This window comes from Amycolatopsis sp. NPDC051716, from assembly GCF_040681595.1.
Taxonomy (GTDB): Bacteria; Actinomycetota; Actinomycetes; order Mycobacteriales; family Pseudonocardiaceae; genus Amycolatopsis.
This window is the reverse complement of sequence record NZ_JBFAZA010000014.1, coordinates 16,862-42,137: the sequence shown is the minus strand read 5'-3', so window position 1 is coordinate 42,137 and position 25,276 is coordinate 16,862. Positions and strand designations below refer to the sequence as shown.

Here is a 25,276-nt window from a genome sequence, read left to right as displayed (position 1 = left end):
ATTGAGGTGACCTCAGTCACCCGTCAGGATGAGTCCGCTGGTCGGCACGCCCGTCCCCGCCGTGACCAGCACGCGGGCCGCGCCTTCGACCTGGTTGGCCGCCGTGCCGCGGAGCTGGCGGACGCCCTCCGCGATGCCGTTCATGCCGTGGATGTACGCCTCGCCGAGCTGGCCGCCGTGCGGGTTGAGCGGCAACGCGCCGTCGAGCTCCAGCGCGCCGCCGGCGATGAAGTCCTTCGCCTCGCCCCGGCCGCAGAACCCCAGTTCCTCCAGCTGCATCAGCACATACGGCGTGAAGTGGTCGTACAGCACGGCAACGTCCACATCGGATGGTGCCAGCCCCGACTGGCCCCACAGCTGCCGCCCCACCACGCCCATCTCCGGCAGCGCGGCCAGGTCGTCGCGGTAGTAGCTGGTCATCACGTACTGGTCGGGCCCGCTCCCCTGCGCCGCCGCCGCGATCACCACGGGCGGCCGCGCGAGATCGCGAGCCCGCGAAACACTGGTGACGACCAGCGCGACCCCGCCGTCGCTCTCCTGGCAGCAGTCGAGCAGGTGCAGCGGCTCGGCCACCCAGCGTGACGCCTGATGCTCCTCGAGGGTGATGGGCCGGCCGTGGAACCACGCGTTCGGGTTGGTCGCCGCGTGCTTGCGGTCGATGACCGCCACGCGGCCGAAGTCCTCGCTCGTCGCGCCGTAGTCGTGCAGATAACGCCGGGCCACCATGGCCACCGTCGCCGCCGGGGTGGCGATGCCCATCGGGTAGTGGAACGCGTTGTCCACCCCCGAGGAGTTGACCTGGCCGGCCGCCGCGGACGACACCTGGCCGAAACGGTGCCCGGACCGCTCGTTGAACGCCCGGTAGGCGACGACGACGTCCGCGACGCCGGTCGCCACCGCCATCGCGGCCTGCTGCACGGTCGCCGCCGCGGCGCCGCCGCCGTAGTGGATCCGGCTGAAGAACTTCAGTTCGGGGATGCCCAGCTCGCGCGCGACGGCGATCTCCGCGTTGCCGTCCATGGTGAACGACACCAGACCATCCACATCGGACGGCTTCAGCCCCGCGTCGGCGAGGGCGTGGGAGATGCATTCGGCCGCCAGCCGCAGCTCGCTGCGCCCGGAGTCCTTGGAAAACTCCGTCGCGCCGATCCCGGCGATGGCCGCCTTCCCGGAGAGCGTCACGGCAACGTCACCTCCACCGTCCCGGCGACGTGTTCCCCGAGACTGTCCACACCGGACACCGACACGACGACGTCGTTGCCCGCACGGGAGACCACCCGGCCGGTGAACGTCAGCGTGTCGTAGGCGTAGCAGGGCACGCCGAGCCGGATCTTGATCGACCGGATCAGCGCCTCGGGCCCGGCCCATTCCGAGACGAACCGCTGGACCAGACCGGTGTCGGTGAGGATGTTGAGGAAGATGTCCTTCGAGCCGCGGGCCACGGCCGAGTCGCGGTCGTGGTGGACGTCCTGGAAGTCACGGGTGGCCAGCGCCGTGCTGACGACGAACGTCGGCGTCGCCTCGATCGTCAGCGGCGGGAGCTCGGTCCCTTCGGCGACGACGGTCATCGGGCCACCTTCCACGCGGGCAGGGTCAGGTCGTCGTCCACCTTGACGAACGCCGCGACGACCGGCAGTCCGATGTGGACCTCGTCCGGGGACGCGTCCAGGAGCTCGGCCATTACGCGGACTCCCTCTTCCAGTTCCACCAGGGCCACGACGAACGGGAGTTCCTTGCCCGGCACCGGCGGGTGGTGGTGCACGACGAAGGAGTACACGGTCCCCCGGCCACTCGCGACGACGTAGTCGGGCTTGGTGTCCAGCGAGCCGTCGGGCGGCATCGGCCCCGGCGGGTGCCGCAGCGTTTCGCCCCAGCGCTGGATCCGCAGCTCCCCCTCGCGAAGGCCGTCCCAGAAGAACTCCGTGTCCCGGCTGATCACCGGCCGCAGCACCGGCGCCGGCGCCGGCTTCGGGGCGGGCGGGCGGAACTTCAGGACCCGGAACACCATCTCGGCGACGGCTTCGGAGCCGACGGACCAGGTCGTCCGGGTGGTGACGAACCAGCCTTCGCCCAGCGCGGTCTTCTTCGGTCCGACGACGTTTTCGAGCCGGGTCGTCGCCGCCACGTGTTCACCCGGCCGCAGGTACCGGTGGTAGGTCTGCTCGGAGTTCGTGGCCACCACGGAGGTGAACCCGGCCTCGTCGAGCACGGCCATCATCGCGCCGAGCGGGTCGTCGCCGGCCCGGCTGCCGTGCAGGCCGTTCATCGTCCACACCTGGGCCATCGCGGGCGGCGCGACCAGTCCCTTGTGGACGCTCGCGGCAGCGTACTCCGGGTCGGTGTAGACCGGGTTGCGGTCGCCGATCGCCTCGACCCAGTTGTTCACCATGGCCTGGTTGACGGGGTCCCGGGCGAGCCGCGGCGAGGACTCCCCTTGCGCGGCGATCGCCGCGGCGGCTTCTTCGATGGTCATCGTGGCACCCTCGGCAGGCCCAGGCCGATCGAGGCGATCAGCTCCCGTTGGATTTCGCTGACGCCGCCACCGAAGGTCAGCACGATGTTGCGCTTGGCGGTGAGGTCGAGCCAGTCCGCCAGCTCGGCGGTGTCCGGATCGGCCAGGTCGCCGTGGCGCGCGACGACTTCCTCGAGGTTCCGGCCGATCCGCTGGATGGCCTCCGAGCTGAACACCTTGGTCGCCGACGCGTCGGCCACACTGACCGGCGCACTCGCCGCGGACACCGCGACCTGCCAGTTCAGCAGTTCGTTCACCCGGGTCACGGCCATGGCCTCGGCGAGCACGGCCCGCACGTCGGCGAGGTCCAGCAGGCCGTGCGCGCACGCCCACGCGTGCACGCGGTCGTACAGGCCGCCGATCCGCCCGGCCGGCCCGAGCATGACGCGCTCGTGGTTGAGCTGCGTCGTGATCAGCCGCCAGCCCGCGTTTTCCTGCCCGACCAAGCGGTTCACCGGCACGCGGACGTCCGAATAGTACGTCGCGTTGACGTGGTGGGCGCCGTCGCAGGTGATGATCGGCGTCCACGAGTAGCCGGGATCGCTCGTGTCGACGATGAGGATCGAGATGCCCTTGTGCTTCGGCGCGTCCGGCGCGGTCCGCACGGCGAGCCAGACGTAGTCGGCGTCGTGCCCGCCGGTGGTGAAGATCTTCTGGCCGTTGACGACGTATTCGTCGCCGTCGCGCACCGCCGTCGTGCGCAGCGACGCGAGGTCGGTGCCCGCTTCCGGTTCGCTGTAGCCGATCGCGAAGTGGATCTCCCCGGCCAGGATCTTCGGCAGGAAGAAGGACTTCTGCTCGTCCGTGCCGAACTCCTGCAGCGTCGGCCCGACCGTCTGGAGCGTGACCGAGGGCAGCTGGACGTCGGCGCGCGCGGCCTCGTCGACGAACAGGTGCTGTTCGATCCCGCCGAAGCCCTGGCCGCCGTATTCGACCGGCCAGCCGACGCCGAGCCGGCCGTCGCGGCCCATCCGGCGGACGATCTCGCGGAAGACCGGCCCGTGCCGCTCGCGCCGCATCGCCTGGCGTTCCTCGGCGCTGATCAACCCGGCGAAGTACTCGCGCAGTTCGGTGCGCAGCTGTCGTTGCGCCGTGGTCAGTTCGACGTGCATCCGCTCACCCCGCCACTCGTTCGCCGAGCCGGCCGAGCCGGTGCGCGGCCCCGCCCAGCGTCCGGCCGAGATCCTTGACCGCCGACGAATACCGGTGCAGCGGGTAGGTTTCGTCGACACCGACCCCGCCGTGCAGGTGGTGGCAGGTCGCCAGCGCTTCCGGGGCCCGCGAGGCGAACCAGTAGGCGGCGACGTCCAGGTCGGCGTCGGCGTCGAGGCCCGAAGCCAGCCGCCACACCGCGGACGTCACGGCGAGGTGCACGGTCCGGGCGGCCACGTAGACGTCGGCGATCTGGCCCGCCACGGCCTGGAAGGCGGAGAGGGGCCGGCCGAACTGGGTCCGCTCGCCGACGTGCTTGACGGTCAGCGCCAGCGCGCCGGCCAGGAGGCCGTCGCCGAGGGCCAGCGCGCCGGCCAGCGCGAACCGGTGCAGCGCCGCCACGGCACCGCGGTCGAACAGGAGGTCCGTTTCCTCGACCGCGACGTCGTCGAGCCGGACGGTGTACTCCGGTGTCCCGGACGAGGTGGGCGTCGGGACGAGCGTGACGCCCTCGGCGTGCGGGTCGACGAGGTAGACGGCGCTGCCGTGCGCGGTGGTCACCGGGGTGAGGATCCGGGTGGCTTCGGCGGCGTACGGGACAGCGGTCTTCACGCCGCTGAGCAGCCACCTCCCGTCGCCGGCCCGCACGGTCGCGGCGGGCTCCGCGACCAGCGGAGCGGAGGGCTCGTTCAGGGCGGCGGTGAGCAGTGCCTCCCCGGCCGCGACCGGCGGCAGCAACTCCGCGCGCTGGGCCGGGGTGCCGAGCGACTCGATCGGCAGGACACCCAGGGCGAGCGCGGCGTACGCGGGCACCGGCGCGGCGGCCCGGCCGACCTCGGCCAGGACCTGGGCGACCTCGGCAACGCCCAGGCCATCGCCTTCCAGTTCCGGTGGCAGGGCCAAGGCGAGCAGGCCCGCCGAAGCGAGGGCGCGCCAGGGGCCGCCCTCCACCGCCCGCTGCGGGGGATCGCCTCCCGCGCTCCGGAAATCACCGAGCACTTTCGCGGCGAGGGCGGCGATCTCGGTCTGCGTATCGTCAAGGGCGAAGTCCACGCCTGTCCTCCGGATCGGGCGCAATATTGAAACCTGTTCTAGTCTTAACCGGAAAGGGCGGGCACGGCAACCCCCGGGGGTGGGCGGAATGGCGGGGAGACGGCGGCGGATCACCGTGCCGCCGACCGCGGACGTGCCCGAGCCGGTCTCCCTGGAGCTGCCCGGCCGCGGCCGCACCGTGGTCACCGACGTCGGGCCGCGGGACGCGCCCCCGCTCTTCCTGCTGCATTCGGTGGCCTGCACGGGCCTGCTGACCTGGTATCCGGCGCTCACGCGGCTGGCGCGGCAGCACCGCGTCGTCGTGTTCGACCAGCGGTGGCACGGCCGGGGCATCCGCTCGCGGGAGTTCCGGCTCGCCGACTGCGCGGACGACGTCACCGCCGTCGCGGACGCGCTCGGCGTCGGCCGGTTCGCCCTCGCGGGGTACTCGATGGGCGGGCTGGTGGCGCAGCTCGTGGCCCGCGCCGAACCAGAACGTGTTACCGGGCTGGTGCTGTGCTCGACGGCGGGTCACTTCGGCCGCGGGCTGCGGCAGCGCGTCGCCCTCGAGGTCTTCGGCCGCACGCTGCGGCGGCTGCGCGAGCACGTGCCGCCGCCGGCCGTGCCCGCCGCGCTCCCCCGCGAGCGCCTCGCCGACCACCGGTGGGGGCTGCGGGAGTTCCGGTCGACAACGCCGTGGGCGATCGCGGTCGCCGTCGACGAGATCGGCCGGTTCGACTCGACGCCGTGGCTGCACACGCTGCGGCTGCCGGCCGCGGTCGTCGTGACCGCCCGCGACCGGTTCATCGCCCCCGCCCACCAGCGGTCCCTGGCCCGCCGGATCCCCGGCGCGGCCACCTACGAGGTCGCGGCCGGGCACGCGGCCTGCGTGCTCGCCGCCGACCGCTGGGTGCCCGCCCTGCTCGCCGCGGTCCACTCCCTCCGAGGAAGGAACTCCTGATGGGACGCTTCAGCCTGCCCGACCGGAAGCCCGGCGGCCTCGACTCGCCGGTGACGGCGAAGGTGATGAAGTACGCGGCGAAGGCGCAGGTGGCCGTCTTCCGGCTGACCGGCGGCCGGGTCGGCGGCACGTGGCGGATCGGGGCGGGGTTCCGCAAGCCCGTGCCGACGCTGCTGCTGGACCACCGCGGCCGCAAGTCCGGACGCCGGTTCACCACCCCGCTGCTCTACCTGCGCTCCGGCGACGACGTCGTCATCGTCGGCTCGCAGGGCGGGCTGCCGCGGCACCCGCAGTGGTACCGCAACCTGCTGGCCCACCCCGAAACCCGCATCGACCTCAAGGGCCGTCGCGGCGTCCCGGTCACGGCCCGGGTCGCCGGGCCTCCGGAACGCGCCGAGCTGTGGCCGCGGCTGGTCGAGCTGTACGCGGATTTCGCCAAGTACCAGGCCTGGACCGAGCGGGAGATCCCGGTCGTGGTGCTCAGCCCGCGGCTTTGAGCAGTTCGGCGAGCGCGTCCGGGAGCGCGTCGGCGAGCGGCCACAGGTCCTTGACCAGCTCCCGCGCGCCGAGCAGGCCGACGTGCAGCTTCCCGGCGTTGGACAGCACCGTGACGTTCAGCCCGGCGCCGTGGAAGACCGGGCCGAGCGGGTAGAAGCCGGTGATCCGCGCGCCCAGGAAGTACAGCGGCATCGGCGGCCCGGGCACGTTGGAGACGACCAGGTTGTGCACCACCGGGTGCTTTTCGGCCAGGCGCAGCGCCGAATAGGCGCGCACAGCGAGCCCGAACGCCGTCGCGGCCGAGAACTGCGCCCAGTCCTGCAGCATGTCGGCGTCGATGTCGTGGTGGTGGTCCTTCGAGCGCCGGTTGGCCTCGGCGAGGAAGAACACGCGCGCGGCCGGGTCGGGCAGGTGCGTCGGCAGGGAGGCGAAGAACGCCGAGACCTTGTTGCTGCCGTGCTCGCGTTCGGTCCGGTCGTGCACCGAAACCGGCACGGTCGCCACCAGCGGATCCTCCGGCAGCTCCCCGCGCGCGACGAGGAACTCCCGCAGCGCCCCGGCGACGAGCGCGAGCACGACGTCGTTCACCGTCACCCCGAAGGCGTTCTTGACGTCCTTGACGCCGGCGAGGTCGAGCTGGGCGAAGGCGACGCTGCGGTGCCCGGTGATCGTGCCGTTCAGCGACGTCCTCGGCGCGGTGAACGGGACCGGCATTCCCTTGCCGCGCAACGCCCGGCCGACCCACCGCGGCACCAGCCCGACGAGGTCGGGCAGCAGCCGCGCGACCTCGGCGGGCCGCTTCACGACGCTCTCGACCCCGGAGCGGAGCAGGTCCAGCGGCGAGGGCATCGCGGCGTTCCGGTGCTCTTCGATCTCCGGCATCGGGCCGTCCGGTTCGAGCCCGGCGAGGTAGGTGATCAGGCTGGCGCCGCTGACGCCGTCGACGCTCGCGTGGTGCATCTTGAGCAGCACGGCGAGCCGGCCGTCGGCCAGGCCTTCGATGACGTACAGCTGCCACAGCGGGTGCGCGCGGTCGAGCTGCTGCCCGGCGATGTGGGCACAGAGCGCGGCCAGCTCGGCGCGGTCGCCGGGGGCCGGGACGCCGATGCGGTGCACGTGGTGGTCGAGGTCGAAGTCCTCGTCTTCGACCCAGACCGGGTGACTGAGGTTCCAGAGTGGATTGTGCAGTTTGCGGCGGAACGCCGGGATCATCCGGACGCGCTCGTCGAGGCGTTCCTGGAGCTTCGCGAAGCTGTAGCCGCCGGGGACGGTCGAGCCGTCGAGGACGAGCAGCCCGCAGACGTGCAGGACCTGCGACGACGTCTCGAGGTAGAGGAAACTCGCGTCGAGGCCGCTCAGTCTCTGCATGGCGCCAGGGTAAGCCACGTCCGGTGAGCGGCGCGTCACCCTACTCGCCGTTACCATCGCGGTGGTGCAGCCGAATTTCCTGATCCGTCGCGCGGTCCAGCTCGGTCTCACCGCCAACGCCCTCCGCCCGCTGCGGGCCCGGTCCACGACGATCCCGGCGTTCTTCGCCGGGTGGCTGACCGGCGAGCTGGCGCCCCAGTTCCTGGCGCTGACGGCGGCGGATTCCCTGCTCCACGTGGCCCGCCACGGCACCGGCGACCGGTCGACGAAGGCGGGCCTGGCGATGGCGGCCGCGTCCGCCGCCGGGCTGGCCGCGCTGATCCGCACCGGGCACGGCGCCCGCGAGGAGATCGAGAACGCGCTGACGTCGGCGCTGGGCGAGGACTACGCGTCGGAGCTGGGCCGCTCGGACCTGGGCCTGCCGTGGGGTGAGCTGGCCATGCCGTTCCGGATGGGCGCCCCCGACGTCCGCATCGACCGCAACATCGCGTACGCCCCGGGCGGCAAACGGTTCCTGCTGGACGTGTACCGCCCTGCCACCCCGGTTTCGGGCGCGCCGGTGCTGCTGCAGGTCCACGGCGGCGCGTGGGTGATCGGCAACAAGGAGGAGCAGGGCCGGCCGCTGATGCGCTACCTGGCGCGCCGGGGCTGGGTGTGCGTCGCGATCAACTACCCGCTGTCACCGGCACACCGCTGGCCGGCGCACATCGTCGCGGCGAAGCAGGCGCTGGCGTGGATCCGCTCATCGATCACTTCGTACGGCGGCGACCCGAGCTTCGTGGCGGTGACGGGCGGCTCGGCGGGCGGCCACCTGTCGGCGCTGCTGGCGTTGTCGCAGAACGACCCGGCGCTGCAGCCGGGTTTCGAAGACGCGGACACGAGCATCCAGGCATGCGTCCCCCACTACGGGGTGTACGACTTCGCGGCGACGTCCGGCGCACCGGCGAGCAAGTACCGGCTGGAGAGCCTGATCGCCCGCCGCGTGTTCGCGCCGGACCGCGACCCGGTGGCGCACTTGGACGACTACATCGCGGCATCCCCGCTGGACCGGATCACCTCGGACGCACCGCCGTTCTTCGTGATCCACGGCCGGGACGATTCGCTGGTCCCGGTGCGGGAGGCACGCGAGTTCGTTTCGCGGCTGCGCGAGAAGTCGCGGCAGCCGGTGGCGTATGCGGAGCTGGCGGGGGCACAGCACGCGTTCGACGTGTTCACGTCGGTACGTTCGGCACACGTGGTCCGCGGCGTCGCGCGGTTCCTGGACCACACGTACAACGGCTGGAAGGCCGAGCACCGGTAAGCACCTGCGCTCGGTTCAAAGCCACGCTCAACGGGTGGACTCAAGATTCTGATGCGCATAAACATCAGTGTCGAAATATAACTCACCACCATACTGCTGGGTCATTTACTCGACGATGCGGGATGCAGACACCCCGGACAGCCCCTGTTCACGGTCCAGCGAAGTCGGGCAAGGTTGGATGCGACCACTCGCCACCGAAGAAACGATGGGAAGCATCGCACATCACAGGCAGAATTCCTAGATCAACCATCATCGACCGCAGAGGGTTCAACCATGGGAACCAACTCGCTTTTGATCTTGCATGCACCTGAGATCCAGGGACGGATGCGAGCCCTGATCGAGCGGGTGGATTCCGACGAGAGCCTGCGTCAACTCTACCTCAACGATCCGGCCACAGTCATCCAGAAAACGGTGTTTCCCGACCAAGAGAACATTCCCAAAGCGGAGATCAACCGAGCCAACCGACTGCTGTACGCACTGCTCAGCAACGAACGATTCGTTGAGTGGTCAAGATCCTACGAGGAAGATCTCGTCACGCGCGCCGTTCAGGCCACCAGTATCGAAGATCCAGAGAATGCGCTCCGCGCATACCTCGCGATATTAGATCGCACCGCACTGCATCAAGATCTTGCTTCTGCGGTGGCCCAATTTGCCGACCCCGAACTCATTGCGGCCATTACGTGGCGCCCGGAACTCCCACGCGTCGGCAATGCCCGCTTGCCCATCAGCGCCGACGTGGCAGTAGAGATCGAGACATTTGTTTACGCCGTTGCAGCTGTTGCAGTTTTTGCCGTCGCCGTGGCCGCTGTCTTCATCGGTGCCGTCGAGCCCGCAGGCGAGGTGGTCAGCAGAATCGACGTGATGGCCGTGGCGAATCAGCTCGGCGAATCGCTGACCCAGCGCGCCGGGGAGATTCGAGAGTCAGGCGTCCTAATGCAGTTCTCTCAGCGCAACGTCGGATACACACGCTGATGGCTATCGACCTGCCGATGCGGCGCCCGAGGACCTTGTCGCTGATGCCGACATACCGGTGCACGGCCGCCTGCAAGTCATGCGGCACACTCTCGAGCCCTCGCGCCAGGGATCGCCTCTCCTTGCAGCAAGTACTTTCCGCAATCACCGAGGCGCATCACGAAGGAATCGAGCTGGTTGTCTTCACCGGCGGCGAAGCCACCCTCGAACCCGAACTGCTCTTCGGCGGGCTCTCCCGCGCGGTCGAACTGCGAATGGCCACACGCCTGGTCACGAATGCCCACTGGGCATCGTCCGAACGCGATGCCGAAGAATACATCGGCAAACTCACAACAGCAGGCCTCGGAGAGATCAACTTCAGCACCGGCGATCAGCACGCGCGATTCGTGCCAGTGTCAAACGTCCTGCGCGCCGTTCGATGGTCACTGAATGCCGGCCTTACACCCGCGGTGATGATCGAGACCACAGCTTCCCGAACCGTGACACGAGAAAAACTTGAGCATGATGCGTATCAAGCCGAAACAAGAAAGAGGTATCCAGGTCGGATCATCCGATTCAACGAGAGTCCCTGGATGCCTCTCAACCCGAGAAAGCAGGAGCACTACCCCGACGGCCTGGCAGTCGATAGTTCAAATATTTCCCGAGTGCGCGGCTGCGACTCCGTACTACAGACTGTGACCGTGCAGGCAGACGGGAACATCGGCGCATGTTGCGGGTTGGGCATGCGACTCGTGCCCGAGCTCAATATAGGACAGCTCGATGAGACTCCTCTGGCCAAGGCAATCGATAGCGCCGAACAAGATCTCTTGAAACGATGGATCAAGCTGGAAGGGCCCGAGCGGGTTTTGGCATGGGCTGCCACCAAGGATTCCAACATCGAATGGGAGGGAAGATACGCCCATCGCTGCCAGGCATGCTTGCGCCTGTACAAGGACCCGGCCGTGCGAGAAGTCATTCGAGAGCATTACACTGAGAAAATTCCCGATATCCTATTCGGCGAGTATCTTCTCTACGACTACCGCCTGCATGAACCGCCGGCAGATGGAAGTATCAAGCAGACTCCTGACCAGGCTTCCTGAGCCCGCAGGTTTGCCGGTCAATAGGCGAGGTCCACCGGGCTTGCCGAGGGTGGGCCGTCGAGGCGCCACTCCGCTCCTTCGCGGACGAAGCGGTACCAGCGTGCGTCGCGGCCGTAGCGCAGTTGCAGCTCTCCGTGGGTCACTCGGTTGCGCCAGATCTTCGGCTTGCCCTGCAGGCCCGCGTCGGCCAGGAGCGACTCGGCTTCCGTGAGGGGGCCTGGACCGGGTTGCCAGGTCTCGCGCAAGGCCGCCAAGCCGCCGCGGCCTGCTTCGCGCCAAGCCTCCGCCCAACGGACCAGGTCTCGGGGAGACACCCCCGCCGTCGTGGCCAGGGCGGCGATCTCCGCGCCGGACCGTCCCGCCGCGCGGCGGGCGAGGTCTTCGTCGAACGTCAGCTCCGCCGCCGTCGGGCCGCCGGTCAGGAGGTCGCGGGCGAGGGCGGCCGCGTCCGCCGCGAGGGCGGCCAGCGCCGCCGCCGTCCAGCCCGTGCCCGGCGGTGGGTCGAGGTCCAGGACCGCCGGTGGTCCGGGGACCCGCGGTGGTGGGGGCAGCGCCGGGATCGCGCCCGGTCGTCGCGCGTAGGCGGCGCGCGGGGTCAGTCCTTCATCGACGCGCTTCGGGAGCTTCGGTTTCTCGCCGCGCGCCGGCGAGCGGCGGGCGCGGAGCTCGGCCAGCACGTCGGCCCGCGGGCGCCCGCGCAGCAGGAAGAGCGTGAACGGGTCGCGGTCCACCTCGTCGGCGACCAGGTAGTACACCGCGGCGACGTGCTTGCACGGGTTCGCCGAGTCCGGGCACGAGCACCGCGGCCGCAGGTCGCCCGGGCCGGGCAGCAGGTCGACGCCCGCTTCGCGCGCCTGCTCGGTGAGCGCGCCCGGCAGCTCGCCGTCGAGCAGCGCCGCCGCGTGGCCGAGCTGGGTGCCGACCACGCCGAGCAGTGTGTCCCACTCGCCGTCGGTGAAGGTGCGCATCGTGATCGTCACCTTGTACGGCTCCGGCCGGCTGCCGCGCACCCGGGCGCTCACCGCGCCGGCCCCGGCGTGCAACTCGCTGACCGTGCCCTTCCGCGCGTACGTCCGCCCGCGGGGCAGCCGGTTCGGGTCGAGCTTCGCGCGCTGCTCCAGCGCCTCGACCCAGGCCCGGCCCCACCACGTCGTGCCGAAGTTCCGCCTCGGTGGCATCACCCGCCCCCGAGCCGGACCAGGTCGGCGAGCTCGTCGTCGGACAGTTCGGTGATCCAGTCCTCCCCCGCCCCGACGATCGACTCGGCGAGGCCCCGCTTCTTTTCGAGGACCTGCGCGATCCGCTCCTCGAGGGTGCCTTCGGCGATCAGCCGGTGCACCTGGACCGGCCTGTCCTGCCCGATCCGGTACGCGCGGTCGGTGGCCTGGTCCTCCACCGCCGGGTTCCACCAGCGGTCGTAGTGGATCACGTGGGTGGCCCGGGTCAGGTTGAGCCCGACGCCGCCCGCCTTGAGCGAGAGCAGGAAAACCGGGATCTCGCCGGCCTGGAACCGGTCGACCATGTCTTGGCGCTTCGCCGGCGAACTGGCGCCGGAGAGCAGTTCGGTGGGCAGCCCGCGGTCCTTGAGCCGCCGCTCGAGCAGGCGGCAGAGCTGAACGTACTGGCTGAACACCAGGACGCTTTCGCCCTCGTCGAGGATCACGTCCAGGAGTTCTTCGAACGCCGCGAGCTTGCCGGAGCGGCCGGTGAGCGCGCCGTGCGGTTCCTTGAGGAACTGCGCCGGGTGGTTGCAGATCTGCTTGAGCTCGGTGAGCAGCTGCAGCACCTGCCCGCGCCGCTTGATGCCCTGCGTTTCCCGGATTTCGGCGAGGTTTTCCCGCACGACCGCCTCGTAGAGCGTGGTCTGCTCGGCGGTCAGCGGGACGAACCGGTCGGTCTCGGTCTTGGGCGGCAGTTCCGGGGCGATGTCCGGGTCGGACTTGCGCCGCCGCAGCAGGAACGGCCGGACGGTGGTGGCCAGCCGCTCGGTGACCGCCTTGTCGCGGTCGCGTTCGATCGGCCGCGCGACGGTGCGGCGGAAGCGGTCGAGCGGACCGAGCAGGCCGGGTGTCGTCCAGTCCACAATGGACCACAGCTCGGTGAGCCGGTTTTCGACCGGGGTGCCGGTGAGGGCGACCTTGGCTTGCGCGGGCACCTTGCGCAGCTCCTTGGCCGTGGCGGAGAGTGGGTTCTTGACGTGCTGGGCCTCGTCGGCCGCGATCAGCCCCCAGTCCACTTCGGACAGGGTTTCGCGATCGCGGCGGAGGACGCCGTACGTGGCCAGGACGACCTCGTCGGGCGCGAGGTCGTCGAGGTGGCGGCCGCCGCCGTGGAACCGGCGGACGGGGATTTCGGGGGCGAAGCGGGCGAACTCGCGCTCCCAGTTGCCGAGGAGCGAGGTGGGACAGAGGACGAGGGTGGGGCCACCACCGCGCCGGGGCGCGGGTTCGGCGAGCTCGGCACCGGCGGACGGCACCTCGCCACCGGCCGCCAGCGGCTCGCCGCCATCGGCCGGCGGATACCGATCGCCGCCGGCCTCCACCGCACCGCCCGCCGACGAAGTTTTCGCGCTCGGCGGCAGCGCAGCGTCCACCGGCCGAAGCCCACCGCCGCCAGGCGCCAATCCACCATCCACCGGCGCATGCCGACCCCCGCCAGGCGTCACCGCACCGCCCGCCGCAGCAAGCCCACCGCTGCCAAGAGCCACCGCACCGTCCGCCGACGAAGACTCCGCGCCCGACGGCAGCGCACCATTCGCCGCCGCAAGCTCGCCCCCGCCAAGCGCCAACCCACCTGCGGGCACCGCCGATCGAGGCGGCTCCTTGGCCTCGCCGCCGACGTGCGCCTCACCGGTTTGCGGCTCGGCCGCCGGTCGCGTGCGCTCCTCGGGCTGTGCCGAGCCCGGCGGCAGGGCACCGGACCTCGCCAGCTCGCGCCGGTGCAGGTGGAGGGCGATCAGCTGGATCGTCTTCCCCAGCCCCATGTCGTCGGCCAGGCAGGCGCCCAGCCCCAGCCCCGTCATCGTCGCCAGCCAGGACAGCCCCGCCTGCTGGTACGGGCGCAGCGTCGCGTGCAACCCGGGCGGTGGCGCCACCAGGGCGTCCGCCCGGTCGCGGATGCGCGAAGCCAGCCCGCCCAGCGCCGGCGGTGCCGCGAACTCGACGCGTTCGCCGTCGAGTTCCAGCTCGCCCGTCAACGCCGCGGCCAGGGCCTCGCCCGCGTCCAGCCTGCGGGTGCGGCCCCGCACCCGGGCCAGGAGCTGCGGGTCGACCCGGACCCATTGACCGCGCAGGCGGACCAGCGGCCGCTTGGCTTCCGCGAGCGCCGCGACCTCGGCCTCGGTGAGCTGCTCGCCGCCCAGGCTCAGCTGCCAGCGGAACTCCAGCAGCGAACGCAGGGCGAACTCCGCCTCCGTGACGCTCGCCGGCGCCTGCGTCGCGCTCGCCTTCGCCTTCACCTCCGCCGCGAACAGCCCCTTCGACCAGAGCACCTCGATGCCGGCGCCGCCGAGGTCGCGGGCGCCGTCGGTGAGCAGCTCGACGACCTCTTCATCGGACAGCTCCAGCGAAGCGGGCGTCGCCTGGGTGAGCACCCGGCCCAGCGGCGCCCAGGCCCGCGCGCCGCGGCGCAGGCCCAGCAGCAGCTGCGTCTCGACCTGGTCGCCGAGGCGGTTCAGGACCGCGTCCGGGGCGTCCCACAGCGTTGCCGCCTCCACCACCAGGCTCGGCTCGGCCATACTGCGCACCGCCAGCACCCCGGCGAACGAGTCGTCGTCGAGGCCCTCGACCCGCAGGAGCACCTGGATCCCGCGGGGCTCGCGGGCCTCCAGCTCCGCCAGCCAGGCCGCGCCGTCCGGGCCGAGCAGGGCCGGTTCACGGGCCGCGAACGCCGGATCGCCCGCGCCCACGGGAGCTGCCGGGCTGCGCACCAGCAGGTCGGCCGTCGCGTCCCAGAGCGCGCGGACCAGGGAATCCGGCGAGTGCAGGCGGATGCGTTTCAGCCCGGTCAGTGGCAGGGCATACGCCTCCGGTGGCAGTGCGCCGGCCAGCCCCCGCAACAGTTCTTCGTCGGCGGCGTCCAGCGGGCCGATCCGCCAGGCCGCCGCCCCGCCCGGCGAAGCGGCCGGGCGCAGCCGCCCCCGGGCGACGAGGTTCACCCCGGCGTTGACCGCCGCCGACCACGCCGCGACCGCCGGGCTGGCCTCCTCTCCCACCGACAGCAGCCGGGGCAGCGCCCGCTCCAGGGGGATCAGCTCGGCGTCGACCTTCGTCCGCGCGAACTTGGCTCCCCGGGGCAGCACGAGCTCGATCGTGGTCCCGCCGGCCACGTCGTCGCCCCACAGGGCCAGCACCCCGTCCCGCGGGGGATCCGCGGGGAGGTAGGTGGCCTGGGTGTCTGCGCTGAACTCCACGACCGCAACGCTAGAACACGGCACCGACAGTTTTGCCCTCGGCGGCACGAACGGGCCGTTCGCACCGTTGCACAACGCAACCCACCCGTGCGCCGCGGGGCATCACGCGTGCTTCAAGAGGCATCACGCGTGATCCTGGGGGCATCACGCGTGATTGGAGGGGCGACACGCGTGATGGGCGGGGCATCAGCCGCGGGGCAGGCCCAGCAGGCGTTCGGCCGTGAGGGAACGCAGGACCTGCGTCGTGCCGCCCGCGATCGAAAGGCAGCGGGTCAGCAGGAATTCGTGCTGCGGCGAGCCGTCGGCGAGCAGCGCGCCCGAGCCGGCCAGCTCCAGCGCGAACTCCGCCACCTCCTGCCGGTGCTGCACACCGAGCAGCTTCCGGACGCTCGACTCCGCACCCGGGTCCTGGCCTTCCAGCCGGCGCAGGGCCGCCCGCAGGTCCAGCACCGACCCGGCGACCCCGTCGGCCACCAGGGAACCGAGCCGGTCCAGAGCGACGTCGTCCAGAGCCGATTCGTCCACTGTGGACACCAGGGTCTGCACGCTCTCGCCGACCGCCGACCCGCTGCCGATGGCGACCCGCTCGTTGGCCAGCGTCGTGCGCGCCAGCCGCCAGCCGCCGCCCGGCGGGCCGACGACGTCGGCGTCCGGCACGAACACGTCGTCGAGGAACACCTCGTTGAACACCGCCTCGCCGGTGATCTCGCGCAGCGGCCGCGTCGTGATGCCGTCGGCGCGCATGTCGACCAGGAAGTACGTGATGCCCTTGTGCTTGGGCGCGTCCGGGTCGGTGCGGGCGAGGCAGATGCCCCAGTCGGCTTCGCGGGCCAGCGACGTCCACACCTTCTGCCCGGACAGCCGCCAGCCGCCCTCGACGCGCCGGGCCGCCGTCCGCAGCGCCGCCAGGTCGGACCCGGCGCCGGGTTCGCTGAACAGCTGGCACCAGGTGAGCTCGCCGCGCAGGGTGGGCCGGGCGAACCGCTCCCGCTGCTCGTCGCTGCCGTGCTCGAGGATCGTCGGCACCGCCCACGCGCCGATCACCAGGTCCGGACGGCGGACACCGGCGGCCGCCAGCACGAAGTCGATCCGCAGCTGCTCCGCGGCATCGGCACCCCGGCCGTAGGGCGCCGGCCAGTGCGGTGTCAGCAAGCCCGCGTCGGCCAGCGCGACGCGTTGCGAAGCCGAGGGCAGCGCGGCGATCCGCGCGACCTCGTCCCGCAGCGCGGGATCGTCACCGACGTCGACGCCCAGCGTCCGCTCGGTCCCGGAAAGCGCCAGCGACGCCGCCCGCCGCCGCCACGAACCGCCGAGCCACTGCCGCAGGGCCACCGCCCGGCGCAGGTACAGGTGGGCGTCGTGCTCCCAGGTGAACCCGATCCCGCCGAGCACCTGGACGCAGTCCTCGGCGTTGGCGACGGCCGCGTCGAGGGCGACGACGGCCGCGCTCGCCACCGAAAGCGGGTGCTGACCGGAAGCCGCGTCCCAGGCCAGCGCTTCGGCGGCTTCGGCGCGGCACAGCATCTCGGCGCACAGGTGCTTGATCGCCTGGAACGCCCCGATGGGCTTGCCGAACTGCTCCCTGACCTTGGCGTACTCGACGGCGACGGTCAGGCACCGCCGCGCCACGCCCGCCGCCTCGGCGGCCGCCAGGGTCGCCGCCGGCGCAGCGACCGGCGGCAGGGTGAGGACATCGCCACGGACCCCCGAGAACCGGATCCGCGCCAGCGGGCGCGAGAAGTCGAACGCGGCCAGGGGCTCGACGCTCACCCCGGGCGTGCCGGGAGCGAGCAGGACGTGGCCACCGCCGGCCGGCACGAGCAGCCAGGTCCCGGCGTCCGCGCCGGGCACCGGCCCGGTGACGCCGTCGTCGAGCGACGGCGCGTCCAGCAGGACCGCGACCGTGGCCTCCCCCTCGGCCAGCGCGAGGAGCAGTTCCTTCGCCTGGGGGACGTCGGCGAGCAGCAGCCCGGCGAGCGCGGTGCTCAGCACCGGTCCGGGAACGAGTTCTTCCGCCGCCGCGGCGAGCCCGGCGGCGAGGTCGGCGACACTGCCGCCGGCCCCGCCGGCCGCCGCGGGCAGCGCGACACCGAACAGGCCGAGCGCGGCGAAACCGGCCGGGATTCCCGCGCCGGAACCGGTTTCCGCGGCGCGCACCGCCTCGCGGGGGTGGTGCGCCGCGGACCAGGCGTGGATCGCCTGGGCCAGCGCGGCCTGTTCCTCGGTGAGCGCGACCGGCATGGGGCCTCCTCGCGGTTTCGGCGACACTACTCGCGAGTGTAGAACGTGTTACAGTTTTTCGGCCAGTGGGTCAGCTGTCGCGAGGTTCGCCAGGACAGGTAATCTACGTCGTGAACTGGAACAAGTTCCGAAGGACGGGGGAATGCCGATGCCAGGCAAAACCAAGGCCCGCGGCAACGGCCTGAGCGCGATCGGCGCCGACGAGCTCGGCTCGGCCGCCCAGCGCGACCGCCGCCGCCGGATCATCGACGCCACCCTCGCCCTCGCGTCGAAGGGCGGCTACGACGCCGTCCAGATGCGCGCCGTCGCCGAGAAGGCCGACGTCGCCCTCGGCACGCTGTACCGGTACTTCCCCTCGAAGATCCACCTGCTCGTCTCCGGGCTGGCCCGCGAGTTCGAGCGCGCGCAGGAGAAGCTCGAGCGCCAGGCCATCCCGGGCGACACGCCCGCCGAGCGGCTGATGTTCGTGCTCGGCCGCAACACGCGCCTGATGCAGCGCGACCCGCACCTGACCGAGGCCATGGTCCGCGCGTTCATGTTCGCCGACACCTCCGCCGCCGCCGAGGTCGAGCAGGTCGGGCGCCTGATGGAGAACATGTTCGCCAAGGCGATGGGCATCGCCGAGCCGGCCGAGGCCGATCGGGACATCTTCCACGTGGTCGCCGACGTCTGGATGGCGAACCTGGTCGCGTGGGTGACCCGCCGCGCCTCGGCGGCCGACGTCGCCAACCGCCTCGAACTGTCGGTGCACCTGCTGCTCGACAAGTAGCCGCCGCCTCAGCGGTGCGCGGCGGCCACCTCGGCCAGCTCGTCGAGGGCCTTGAGCGTCTCCGCTTCCGGCAGCGTGTCCAGCAGGAACGTGTACCGCTCGACGCCGGCCTCGCGGAAGCCGTCGATCACCTTCGGCGTCGTCGGCCCGCCGAACACCGCGAACTGCACGTCTTCGCGGCCCTGGTCCGCCAGCCATTGACGCACGCGCTGCGCCTCCTGGTACTTCGTGTGGCCCCGGAGCAGCCAGCCGTCGCCGTACTTGGCCAGGCGGTTCAGAGCGGCTTCGCTCTCGCCGCCGATGTAGATCGGGACGTGCGGCTTCCGCACCGGCTTCGGCCAGCTGAAGATCGGGTCGAGGTCGATGTGCTCGCCGTGGAACTCGGCCTCGTCCTTGGTCCAGATCTCCTTGAGCGCGGCCAGCTGCTCGTCGATCAGCGCGCCGCGCGTCTTCGGGTCGGTGCCGTGGTTGCGCATCTCTTCCCGGTTCCAGCCGACGCCGACGCCGAACAGCGCGCGGCCGTCGGAGATCACGTCCAGCGACGCGACCTCCTTGGCCGTGTGGATCAGGTCGCGCTGGATCAGCAGGGCGATCCCGGTGCCGAGCAGCAGCTCCGACGTCGCGGTGGCCGCGGCGGCGAGCGCCACGAACGGGTCGAGCGTGCGGTAGTAGACGCGCGGCAGGTCGCCGCCGCCCGGGTACGGGCTTTCCCGGCTCACCGGGATGTGCGAGTGCTCGGCGAGGAACAGCGAGTCGAAGCCGCGCTCTTCCAGCGCCGCACCCAGCACGTCCGGCCGGATGCCCTCGTCGGTCACGAACGTCGAAATTCCGAATTTCATGGCTCAAGGACTACCACCGGGTTGACCGGAGGTGCAGGATGGAGTGATCTCATCACACGTTGAATAAGGGGGCAGTCATGGACGTACAGGACATCGACTTCGAAGAGCTGTACCAGGGCACCACCCCGATCGGCCGCAAGATGCCGTGGGACCTCGGCGCGCCGCAGCCCGCGGTCGTCGCGCTGGCCGACGCCGGGGAGTTCACCGGCGAGGTGCTCGACATCGGGTGCGGCCTCGGCGACAACTCGGCGTTCCTCGCTTCCCGCGGCGTGCACGTCACCGGCCTGGACGGGGCACCGTCGGCGGTCGAGCAGGCGCGCACCCGCGCGCCGGGCGTCACCTTCGCGGTGGCCGACGCGACGAAGCTCGAAGGCTACGAAGGCCGCTTCGACACGGTCCTCGACAGCGCGCTCTACCACTGCCTGACCGAGGACGACCGCCGCGCGTACCTGGCGGCGCTGACCCGCGCGACCCGCCCGGGCGCGACGCTGCACCTGTTCTGCTTCTCGGAGGACGTCCCGGACGGCTTCCCGGCGCCCTACCTGATCAGCGAGGCGAACCTGCGCGAGACGGTCGGCAAGGACTGGACGATCGAGCGCCTCGAGCCGGCCGTCTACACGACGTCGATGACGGCGGAAGAGCTGCGGCGGAGCGTCCAGGTGGTGCTCGGCGAGGAGCCGGGCAGCCTGACCGGGCTGGACACCGACGCGGACGGCCGGGTCCTCGTCCCGGTCTGGCAGCTGAAGGCGGTACGTTCGACCCCGTGATCGTGGAGTCGGCGGTGGTTCCGCGGACCTCCGCCGCGCCCTGCGCCGACCGGCTGATCCTCGGTGAGCACGTGCTGGGGGTCGCCGACGGCGCGACCGGCAAGCCCTGGGACAGCGGACCGGACGGTGCCGCGCTCGCCGAAGCGGTCGCCGGGCACCTGGCCGCCACCGCGGCCGGCACCGGCGCCCGCGTGGCGACGGACAGCGCGACCGCCCTCGTCCGGTCGCTGCTGGCCGCGGCCGGAGCGGGCCCCGGCGAGGGCTCTGCGGTGACGTTCTGCGTCCTGCACCGGCCCCGGCGCGAGATCTGGCGGGTCGGCGAAGGCCGGGTCCTGCTGGACGGGGCGCCGGTACCGCCGCGTCCGACCGGCGAGCGGGTGGTGGCCGAGGCCCGCGCGCTGGTGCTGCGCCGCCACCTCGCCGACGGCGTCCCGGAAGCGACGCTCCTCGCCGAGGACCCGGGACGCGCCGCGGTGCAGGAGCTGCTGCGCGCGCTCGGCGGGCTGCGCAACCGGCCCGTCGCGCGCTGTGGCTACGGCGCTGTCGACGGACAGGACGTCCCGGACGACTTCGTCGAAGTGATCCCGGTGCCGGCCGAGGTCCGGGAGATCACCCTCGCCACGGACGGGTATCCGGAAGCGGCGCCGACGCTCGCGGAAGCCGAGCGCCTGCTCGCCGAACGGCTGGCGCGCGACCCGCTGATGATCGAGGACCCGCCGGAGACGAAGGGACTGCGCCCGGGCGCGGATTCGTTCGACGACCGGGCCTACCTGCGGCTCAGCCCAGTTTGAGCCACGCCGCCGCGCCCGCCGGATCCCGGTCGAGCCACTGCCGGATCAGCTGGATGTTCACGGCCAGCGGGAAGGACAGCTGGCCGCGGTACCGGCGCTCGATCTCGTCGAGCGCCACGAGCAGTCCCGGAACGCCGTCGTAGGGGTCGAAGTCGACGGTCCGGTGGTCGAAGGTGAAGAGCTTGTCCTTGCGGGTGATCCGGGTGGTCACCCGGCCGAGCGACGCGATCCCGTAGAACTGCGGCTTGCCGCCGAGCGAAGTGACCCGGCTGTACCCGACGACCTTGATGTCGTCCGGCTGGTGCTGCTCGGCGGCGGAAAGCCCCATCTCCTCGACCATCTCGCGCCACATGGCGTGCTTGACGAACGCGAGCAGATCGGAGCTTCGCGGCCGGGAGCGGCGCCGGAGCGTGCGCCGGCGCCGGCGAGCGTCGAGATCGAGCCAATCGGCCGAGCCGCTGCCGGACCCGGCGAGCAGGTCCTTCGACAGCTCGTTCCGGCTCGTCTGCCGCTGCAGGAGGAGCTTGCCGCCGGCGACGGCGAGCACGTCGACGCCGATGTGGTTCGAGCAGTTGCTCCACTCGAGTCTGGGCAGCTCGGTGTGGCCCGCCGCCGGCCCGTCCGGGAACTCGATGAGCTCGTGCACCGAGTCCTTCTCCCGGAACTCACAGGTGGCGAGCCGGTTCGTCACCAGGAACGCCGAATAGCTGGTCCGCTGCACCTGCACCCGCTCGGTGCCGGCGAAGAGGTCCGAACCCAGCCGGACCTTGTCCTCGTCGAAGGCGAGCGTCGACACCTTGAGCGCGCGCACTTCTTCGTGCTTGCCCGTCGGCCGCCACATCTCGGGCTTCGCGTCGAAGGCGATCCGCGCGTCCGCCGCGAGTTCGGCGTCCAGCTCCGGATCGTGGACGGCTTCACCGCCGTCCGCGGCGAACTTCGCCCAGCGGTCGTAGGGGCTTTTGTAAGGCAGCAGCATGGGTTCAGCCCGGAACACCGGTTTCGCGGCCTTGACCTCTTTGAAGTGGTCGAAGACCTTCATGGCGATGTCCACGAGTTCCTTGCCCGTGGCGGTGATCGCGAGGGCCAGGACGAGCCAGTACGCGGCTTTCCCGGACACCAGCAGCTGGGCGAGCAGGAGCCCGGCGCTGATGCTGAACGCCCACGGCCGGCGGGTGAAGACGATCCACGCTCGCCAGAGACCGATCCGCAGCACGGTCACCGGCACCTCCGCATCGACTGGTCAGGAAGACAGTCGAGGCGGAGGCGGGGGGCGTTACCGAATTTCCCAAGGCCGTGGCCGCTAGACGTTGCGGCGGTACTGCCCGCCGACCTCGAAGAAGGCTTCCGTGATCTGACCGAGCGAGCACACCCGCGCGGCGTCCATCAGCACGCCGAACAGGTTGCCGCCGCGGGTGGCCGCCTCGCGGAGGGCCTTCAACGCCTGCTGGGCTTCCTCGTGGTGGCGGTGCTGGAAGTCCGCGAGCCGGTCCAGCTGGGACTTCTTCTCGTCCTCCGTCGCGCGGGCCAGCTCGACCTCGACGTTCTCCTCACCGGCGTGCGGGTTGCGGAACGTGTTGACGCCGATGATCGGCAGCGAGCCGTCGTGCTTCTTGCGCTCGTAGAGGATCGACTCGTCCTGGATCTTGCCGCGCTGGTAGCCCGTCTCCATCGCGCCGAGGACGCCGCCGCGCTCGCTGATCCGGTCGAACTCGGCCAGCACCGCCTCCTCGACCAGGTCGGTCAGCTCGTCGATGACGAAGGAACCCTGCAGCGGGTTCTCGTTCTTCGACAGGCCCCACTCCTTGTTGATGATCATCTGGATGGCCATCGCGCGGCGCACCGACGACTCCGACGGCGTCGTGATGGCCTCGTCGAACGCGTTGGTGTGCAAGGAGTTCGCGTTGTCGTACAGCGCACACAGCGCCTGCAGCGTGGTGCGGATGTCGTTGAAGCTCATCTCCTGCGCGTGCAGCGACCGCCCGGACGTCTGCACGTGGTACTTCAGCTTCTGCGACCGCTCGTTCGCGCCGTAGCGCTCGCGCATCGCCACCGCCCAGATCCGCCGGGCCACCCGGCCGAGCACCGAGTACTCGGCGTCCATGCCGTTGGAGAAGAAGAACGACAGGTTCGGCGCGAAGTCGTCGATGTCCATGCCGCGGGCCAGGTACGACTCGACGTAGGTGAAGCCGTTGGACAGCGTGAACGCCAGCTGCGAGATCGGGTTCGCCCCGGCCTCGGCGATGTGGTAGCCGGAGATCGACACCGAGTAGAAGTTGCGCACACCGTGCTCGATGAACCACTCCTGGATGTCGGCCATCATCCGGAGGCTGAACTCGGTCGAGAAGATGCAGGTGTTCTGGCCCTGGTCCTCCTTGAGGATGTCGGCCTGCACCGTGCCGCGGACGTTGCGCAGCACCCACTCGTGCAGCTCGGCGGCTTCGGTGTCGGACGGCTCGCGGCCGTGCTCGTCGCGGAACTCCGTCAGCTTCTGGTCGATCGCCGTGTTGAGGAAGAAGGCCAGGATGGTCGGGGCCGGACCGTTGATGGTCATCGACACCGACGTGTTCGGCGCGGTCAGGTCGAAGCCGTCGTAGAGGACCTTCATGTCCTCGAGCGTCGCGATGGACACGCCCGACGTGCCGACCTTGCCGTAGATGTCGGGGCGGGTGTCGGGGTCGTGGCCGTAGAGCGTCACCGAGTCGAAGGCCGTGGAGAGCCGCTTGGCCTCCGAGTCCGCCGAAAGCAGCTTGAACCGGCGGTTGGTGCGGAACGCGTCGCCCTCGCCGGCGAACATCCGCGCCGGGTCCTCGCCGTCGCGCTTGAACGGGAAGACACCCGCGGTGTACGGGAAGTAACCCGGCAGGTTCTCGCGGCGCAGGAACGACAGCAGCTCACCGGACTCGGTGTAGCGGGGCAGGGCGACGCGCGGGATCCGGTTGCCCGACAGCGTGTCGCGCCACAGCTGCGTGCGCAGCTCCTTGTCGCGGATCTTCACGACGAGCTCGTCCTGCCGGTAGTCCTCGGCGAGTGAATGGAACCGTTCTAGGAGCTTTGTCGACTCGCCGTCCACATCGGACTCGGCGGCGGCGAGCAGGCCGTCCAGCGCATCGGTCGAGGCGTCCACCTTGGACAGTTCGGCGCGCGCCAGCGCCAGCGCCTCGCGCTTGCGGATCGCGGCGACCTGCGCTTGCGTCTTCGCGTGGTAGCCGCGCAGGGTCTCGGAAATCTCGGCCAGGTACCGGGACCGGTTGCCCGGGATGATCGTCGACGCGTCCGTCGAGACCTTGCCTTCGACCTGCGGCAGCGTCCCCGTGGACACGCCGAGGCCCCGCTCGGCGAGCATCCCCCGCAGGTGCTGGTACAGCGCGGTGACGCCGTCGTCGTTGAACTTCGCCGCGCTCGTGCCGTACACCGGCATGTCCTCCGGCCCCGACGAGAAGGCCTCGCGGTTGCGCACCAGCTGGCGCGCGACGTCGCGGCGGGCGTCCTCGGCGCCGCGGCGCTCGAACTTGTTGATCGCGACGACGTCGGCGAAGTCGAGCATGTCGATCTTCTCCAGCTGCGACGCGGCGCCGAACTCCGGCGTCATCACGTACAGCGACTCGTCCACGAAGTCGACGATCCCGGCGTCGCCTTGGCCGATGCCCGGCGTTTCGACGATCACCAGGTCGAAGCCGGCGGCCTTGCAGGCCAGGATCGACTCGCTCAGCCCGGCCGGGATCTCCCCCGACGTCGTGCGCGTGGCCAGCGACCGGAAGTAGACCGGCGCTGTGCCAGTGCCTCTAGGGCCGGCGGGCCCGTTGTCGAGGCAATTCATCCGGATGCGGTCGCCGAGCAGCGCGCCGCCGCCCTTGCGCCGCGACGGGTCGACGGCGAGCACCGCGATCCGCAGCTTGTCCTCCTGGTCGAGGCGGAACCGGCGGATCAGCTCGTCGGTGAGCGACGACTTGCCCGAGCCACCGGTGCCGGTGATGCCGAGCACCGGTACCTCGCGCTTGCCCGCGGCCTCGGTGATGCCGCCCAGCAGGTCGTCGGGCAGCTGCCCGGCCTGCAGCTGCGTGATCACGCGCGAGAGCGAGGCGACGTCGCCGGAGAGCACCTTGTCCAGCGAAGGGGCTTCGGCCGCGAGGTCGACGTCGCAAGCCTTGATCATGAAGTTGATCATGCCCGGCAGGCCCATCTCGTAGCCGTCCTCGGGCGAGAAGATGCGGGCGACGCCGCGCGAGTGCAGCAGCTCGATCTCCTCGCGCACGATCACCCCGCCCCCGCCGCCGAAGACCTTGATGTGGCCGGCGCCGCGCTCGCGCAGCAGCTCGACGAGGTAGGAGAAGTACTCGACGTGCCCGCCCTGGTACGCCGAGATGGCAACCCCCTGGACGTCCTCGGCGATGGCCGCGGTGGCGACCTCGTCGACCGACCGGTTGTGCCCGAGGTGGACGACCTCCGCGCCCTGCGACTGCAGGATCCGCCGCATGATGTTGATCGACGCGTCGTGGCCGTCGAAGAGGCTCGACGCCGTGACGAACCGGACGGGGTGCGCGGGGCGGTACAGCTCACTGCTCATCCCTCCAAAATACTTTGACT

20 protein-coding genes are annotated in these 25,276 nt (G+C 71.1%); 8 read left to right on the top strand and 12 right to left on the bottom strand.

Annotated features, from left to right (window positions below; all coding sequences use genetic code 11):
• Positions 1-12 precede the first annotated feature (12 nt).
• Genes AB0M30_RS20550 through AB0M30_RS20530 form a run of 5 tightly spaced genes read right to left on the bottom strand, consistent with a single transcriptional unit; the run spans position 13 to position 4,717 of the window.
• Positions 13-1,182, bottom strand: a complete 1,170-nt coding sequence (locus tag AB0M30_RS20550) for a lipid-transfer protein (protein ID WP_364585733.1) — start codon at positions 1,180-1,182, stop codon at positions 13-15.
• On the bottom strand, positions 1,179-1,568 hold the full coding sequence (locus AB0M30_RS20545; protein WP_364585731.1) for a MaoC family dehydratase: 390 nt from the start codon (positions 1,566-1,568) through the stop codon (positions 1,179-1,181). Before AB0M30_RS20545 ends, AB0M30_RS20550 begins: the two co-directional genes overlap by 4 nt.
• Complete coding sequence (locus AB0M30_RS20540) at positions 1,565-2,473, bottom strand: OB-fold domain-containing protein (protein ID WP_364585729.1); 909 nt, start codon at positions 2,471-2,473, stop codon at positions 1,565-1,567. The genes AB0M30_RS20545 and AB0M30_RS20540 overlap by 4 nt, the downstream gene beginning before the upstream one ends.
• A complete protein-coding gene (locus tag AB0M30_RS20535) occupies positions 2,470-3,624 on the bottom strand; it encodes an acyl-CoA dehydrogenase family protein (protein WP_364585727.1) in 1,155 nt (384 codons plus the stop codon). Before AB0M30_RS20535 ends, AB0M30_RS20540 begins: the two co-directional genes overlap by 4 nt.
• A 4-nt stretch (positions 3,625-3,628) precedes the next feature.
• Positions 3,629-4,717 carry an acyl-CoA dehydrogenase family protein gene (locus AB0M30_RS20530; RefSeq protein WP_364585725.1) on the bottom strand — a complete coding sequence of 363 codons (1,089 nt, stop codon included), beginning with the start codon at positions 4,715-4,717 and terminating at the stop codon, positions 3,629-3,631.
• 88 nt (positions 4,718-4,805) lie between these two features.
• On the opposite strand from AB0M30_RS20530, the gene AB0M30_RS20525 reads away from it, so the two are divergent.
• Positions 4,806-5,657, top strand: a complete 852-nt coding sequence (locus tag AB0M30_RS20525; protein WP_364585723.1) for an alpha/beta hydrolase — start codon at positions 4,806-4,808, stop codon at positions 5,655-5,657.
• Positions 5,657-6,154: a nitroreductase family deazaflavin-dependent oxidoreductase gene (locus tag AB0M30_RS20520; RefSeq protein ID WP_364585721.1), complete on the top strand. Its 498-nt coding sequence runs from the start codon at positions 5,657-5,659 to the stop codon at positions 6,152-6,154. Before AB0M30_RS20525 ends, AB0M30_RS20520 begins: the two co-directional genes overlap by 1 nt.
• Here AB0M30_RS20520 and AB0M30_RS20515 read toward each other — a convergent pair.
• A complete protein-coding gene (locus tag AB0M30_RS20515; RefSeq protein ID WP_364585719.1) occupies positions 6,138-7,523 on the bottom strand; it encodes a wax ester/triacylglycerol synthase family O-acyltransferase in 1,386 nt (461 codons plus the stop codon). The genes AB0M30_RS20520 and AB0M30_RS20515 overlap by 17 nt on opposite strands.
• Positions 7,524-7,587: 64 nt before the next feature.
• Between AB0M30_RS20515 and AB0M30_RS20510 the strand changes: the two genes are divergently transcribed.
• The 3 genes from AB0M30_RS20510 (at position 7,588) to AB0M30_RS20500 (ending at position 10,874) form a co-directional block, all read left to right on the top strand.
• Positions 7,588-8,823, top strand: coding sequence for an alpha/beta hydrolase (locus AB0M30_RS20510; RefSeq protein ID WP_364585717.1), 1,236 nt, complete (start codon positions 7,588-7,590; stop codon positions 8,821-8,823).
• A gap of 273 nt (positions 8,824-9,096) precedes the next feature.
• Positions 9,097-9,795 (top strand): hypothetical protein, encoded by a 699-nt coding sequence (locus tag AB0M30_RS20505; protein ID WP_364585715.1) that lies wholly within the window; start codon positions 9,097-9,099, stop codon positions 9,793-9,795.
• Positions 9,795-10,874 carry a radical SAM protein gene (locus AB0M30_RS20500; RefSeq protein ID WP_364585713.1) on the top strand — a complete coding sequence of 360 codons (1,080 nt, stop codon included), beginning with the start codon at positions 9,795-9,797 and terminating at the stop codon, positions 10,872-10,874. Before AB0M30_RS20505 ends, AB0M30_RS20500 begins: the two co-directional genes overlap by 1 nt.
• A gap of 17 nt (positions 10,875-10,891) precedes the next feature.
• Here AB0M30_RS20500 and AB0M30_RS20495 read toward each other — a convergent pair whose 3' ends face one another.
• The 3 genes from AB0M30_RS20495 to AB0M30_RS20485 all read right to left on the bottom strand — a co-directional run bounded on the left by AB0M30_RS20495 (position 10,892) and on the right by AB0M30_RS20485 (position 17,526).
• Positions 10,892-12,052 carry an SWIM zinc finger family protein gene (locus tag AB0M30_RS20495; RefSeq protein WP_364585711.1) on the bottom strand — a complete coding sequence of 387 codons (1,161 nt, stop codon included), beginning with the start codon at positions 12,050-12,052 and terminating at the stop codon, positions 10,892-10,894.
• A complete protein-coding gene (locus tag AB0M30_RS20490; RefSeq protein WP_364585710.1) occupies positions 12,052-15,285 on the bottom strand; it encodes an SNF2-related protein in 3,234 nt (1,077 codons plus the stop codon). The genes AB0M30_RS20495 and AB0M30_RS20490 overlap by 1 nt, the downstream gene beginning before the upstream one ends.
• Positions 15,286-15,471: 186 nt before the next feature.
• Positions 15,472-17,526 (bottom strand): acyl-CoA dehydrogenase family protein, encoded by a 2,055-nt coding sequence (locus AB0M30_RS20485; RefSeq protein ID WP_364585708.1) that lies wholly within the window; start codon positions 17,524-17,526, stop codon positions 15,472-15,474.
• A 142-nt stretch (positions 17,527-17,668) separates the two neighbouring features.
• On the opposite strand from AB0M30_RS20485, the gene kstR reads away from it, so the two are divergent.
• Complete coding sequence (gene kstR, locus AB0M30_RS20480; RefSeq protein WP_308670047.1) at positions 17,669-18,295, top strand: cholesterol catabolism transcriptional regulator KstR; 627 nt, start codon at positions 17,669-17,671, stop codon at positions 18,293-18,295.
• Between the two features lie 8 nt (positions 18,296-18,303).
• Here kstR and AB0M30_RS20475 read toward each other — a convergent pair whose 3' ends face one another.
• Positions 18,304-19,134, bottom strand: coding sequence for an LLM class F420-dependent oxidoreductase (locus AB0M30_RS20475; RefSeq protein WP_364585706.1), 831 nt, complete (start codon positions 19,132-19,134; stop codon positions 18,304-18,306).
• Positions 19,135-19,211: 77 nt separating this feature from the next.
• Between AB0M30_RS20475 and AB0M30_RS20470 the strand changes: the two genes are divergently transcribed.
• Entirely contained in the window at positions 19,212-19,901 is a 690-nt protein-coding gene (locus AB0M30_RS20470; RefSeq protein ID WP_364585704.1) for a class I SAM-dependent methyltransferase, read from the top strand.
• Positions 19,898-20,692: a hypothetical protein gene (locus tag AB0M30_RS20465; protein WP_364585702.1), complete on the top strand. Its 795-nt coding sequence runs from the start codon at positions 19,898-19,900 to the stop codon at positions 20,690-20,692. Before AB0M30_RS20470 ends, AB0M30_RS20465 begins: the two co-directional genes overlap by 4 nt.
• Here AB0M30_RS20465 and AB0M30_RS20460 read toward each other — a convergent pair.
• Complete coding sequence (locus AB0M30_RS20460) at positions 20,679-21,911, bottom strand: hypothetical protein (RefSeq protein WP_364585700.1); 1,233 nt, start codon at positions 21,909-21,911, stop codon at positions 20,679-20,681. The two genes, AB0M30_RS20465 and AB0M30_RS20460, sit on opposite strands and share 14 nt — an antisense overlap.
• A gap of 81 nt (positions 21,912-21,992) precedes the next feature.
• Entirely contained in the window at positions 21,993-25,256 is a 3,264-nt protein-coding gene (gene icmF, locus AB0M30_RS20455; RefSeq protein WP_364585698.1) for a fused isobutyryl-CoA mutase/GTPase IcmF, read from the bottom strand.
• Positions 25,257-25,276 lie beyond the last annotated feature (20 nt).

Bases quoted from the DNA above. Each gene is read 5' to 3' on its own strand.
- kstR (WP_308670047.1), top strand. From the start codon at position 17,669: ATGCCGATGCCAGGCAAAACCAAGGCCCGCGGCAACGGCCTGAGCGCG.
- AB0M30_RS20505 (WP_364585715.1), top strand. From the start codon at position 9,097: ATGGGAACCAACTCGCTTTTGATCTTGCATGCACCTGAGATCCAGGGA.
- AB0M30_RS20475 (WP_364585706.1), bottom strand. From the start codon at position 19,134: ATGAAATTCGGAATTTCGACGTTCGTGACCGACGAGGGCATCCGGCCG.
- AB0M30_RS20470 (WP_364585704.1), top strand. From the start codon at position 19,212: ATGGACGTACAGGACATCGACTTCGAAGAGCTGTACCAGGGCACCACC.
- AB0M30_RS20495 (WP_364585711.1), bottom strand. From the start codon at position 12,052: ATGCCACCGAGGCGGAACTTCGGCACGACGTGGTGGGGCCGGGCCTGG.
- AB0M30_RS20540 (WP_364585729.1), bottom strand. From the start codon at position 2,473: ATGACCATCGAAGAAGCCGCCGCGGCGATCGCCGCGCAAGGGGAGTCC.
- AB0M30_RS20545 (WP_364585731.1), bottom strand. From the start codon at position 1,568: ATGACCGTCGTCGCCGAAGGGACCGAGCTCCCGCCGCTGACGATCGAG.
- AB0M30_RS20525 (WP_364585723.1), top strand. From the start codon at position 4,806: ATGGCGGGGAGACGGCGGCGGATCACCGTGCCGCCGACCGCGGACGTG.
- AB0M30_RS20535 (WP_364585727.1), bottom strand. From the start codon at position 3,624: ATGCACGTCGAACTGACCACGGCGCAACGACAGCTGCGCACCGAACTG.
- AB0M30_RS20520 (WP_364585721.1), top strand. From the start codon at position 5,657: ATGGGACGCTTCAGCCTGCCCGACCGGAAGCCCGGCGGCCTCGACTCG.
- AB0M30_RS20515 (WP_364585719.1), bottom strand. From the start codon at position 7,523: ATGCAGAGACTGAGCGGCCTCGACGCGAGTTTCCTCTACCTCGAGACG.
- AB0M30_RS20485 (WP_364585708.1), bottom strand. From the start codon at position 17,526: ATGCCGGTCGCGCTCACCGAGGAACAGGCCGCGCTGGCCCAGGCGATC.
- icmF (WP_364585698.1), bottom strand. From the start codon at position 25,256: ATGAGCAGTGAGCTGTACCGCCCCGCGCACCCCGTCCGGTTCGTCACG.
- AB0M30_RS20500 (WP_364585713.1), top strand. From the start codon at position 9,795: ATGGCTATCGACCTGCCGATGCGGCGCCCGAGGACCTTGTCGCTGATG.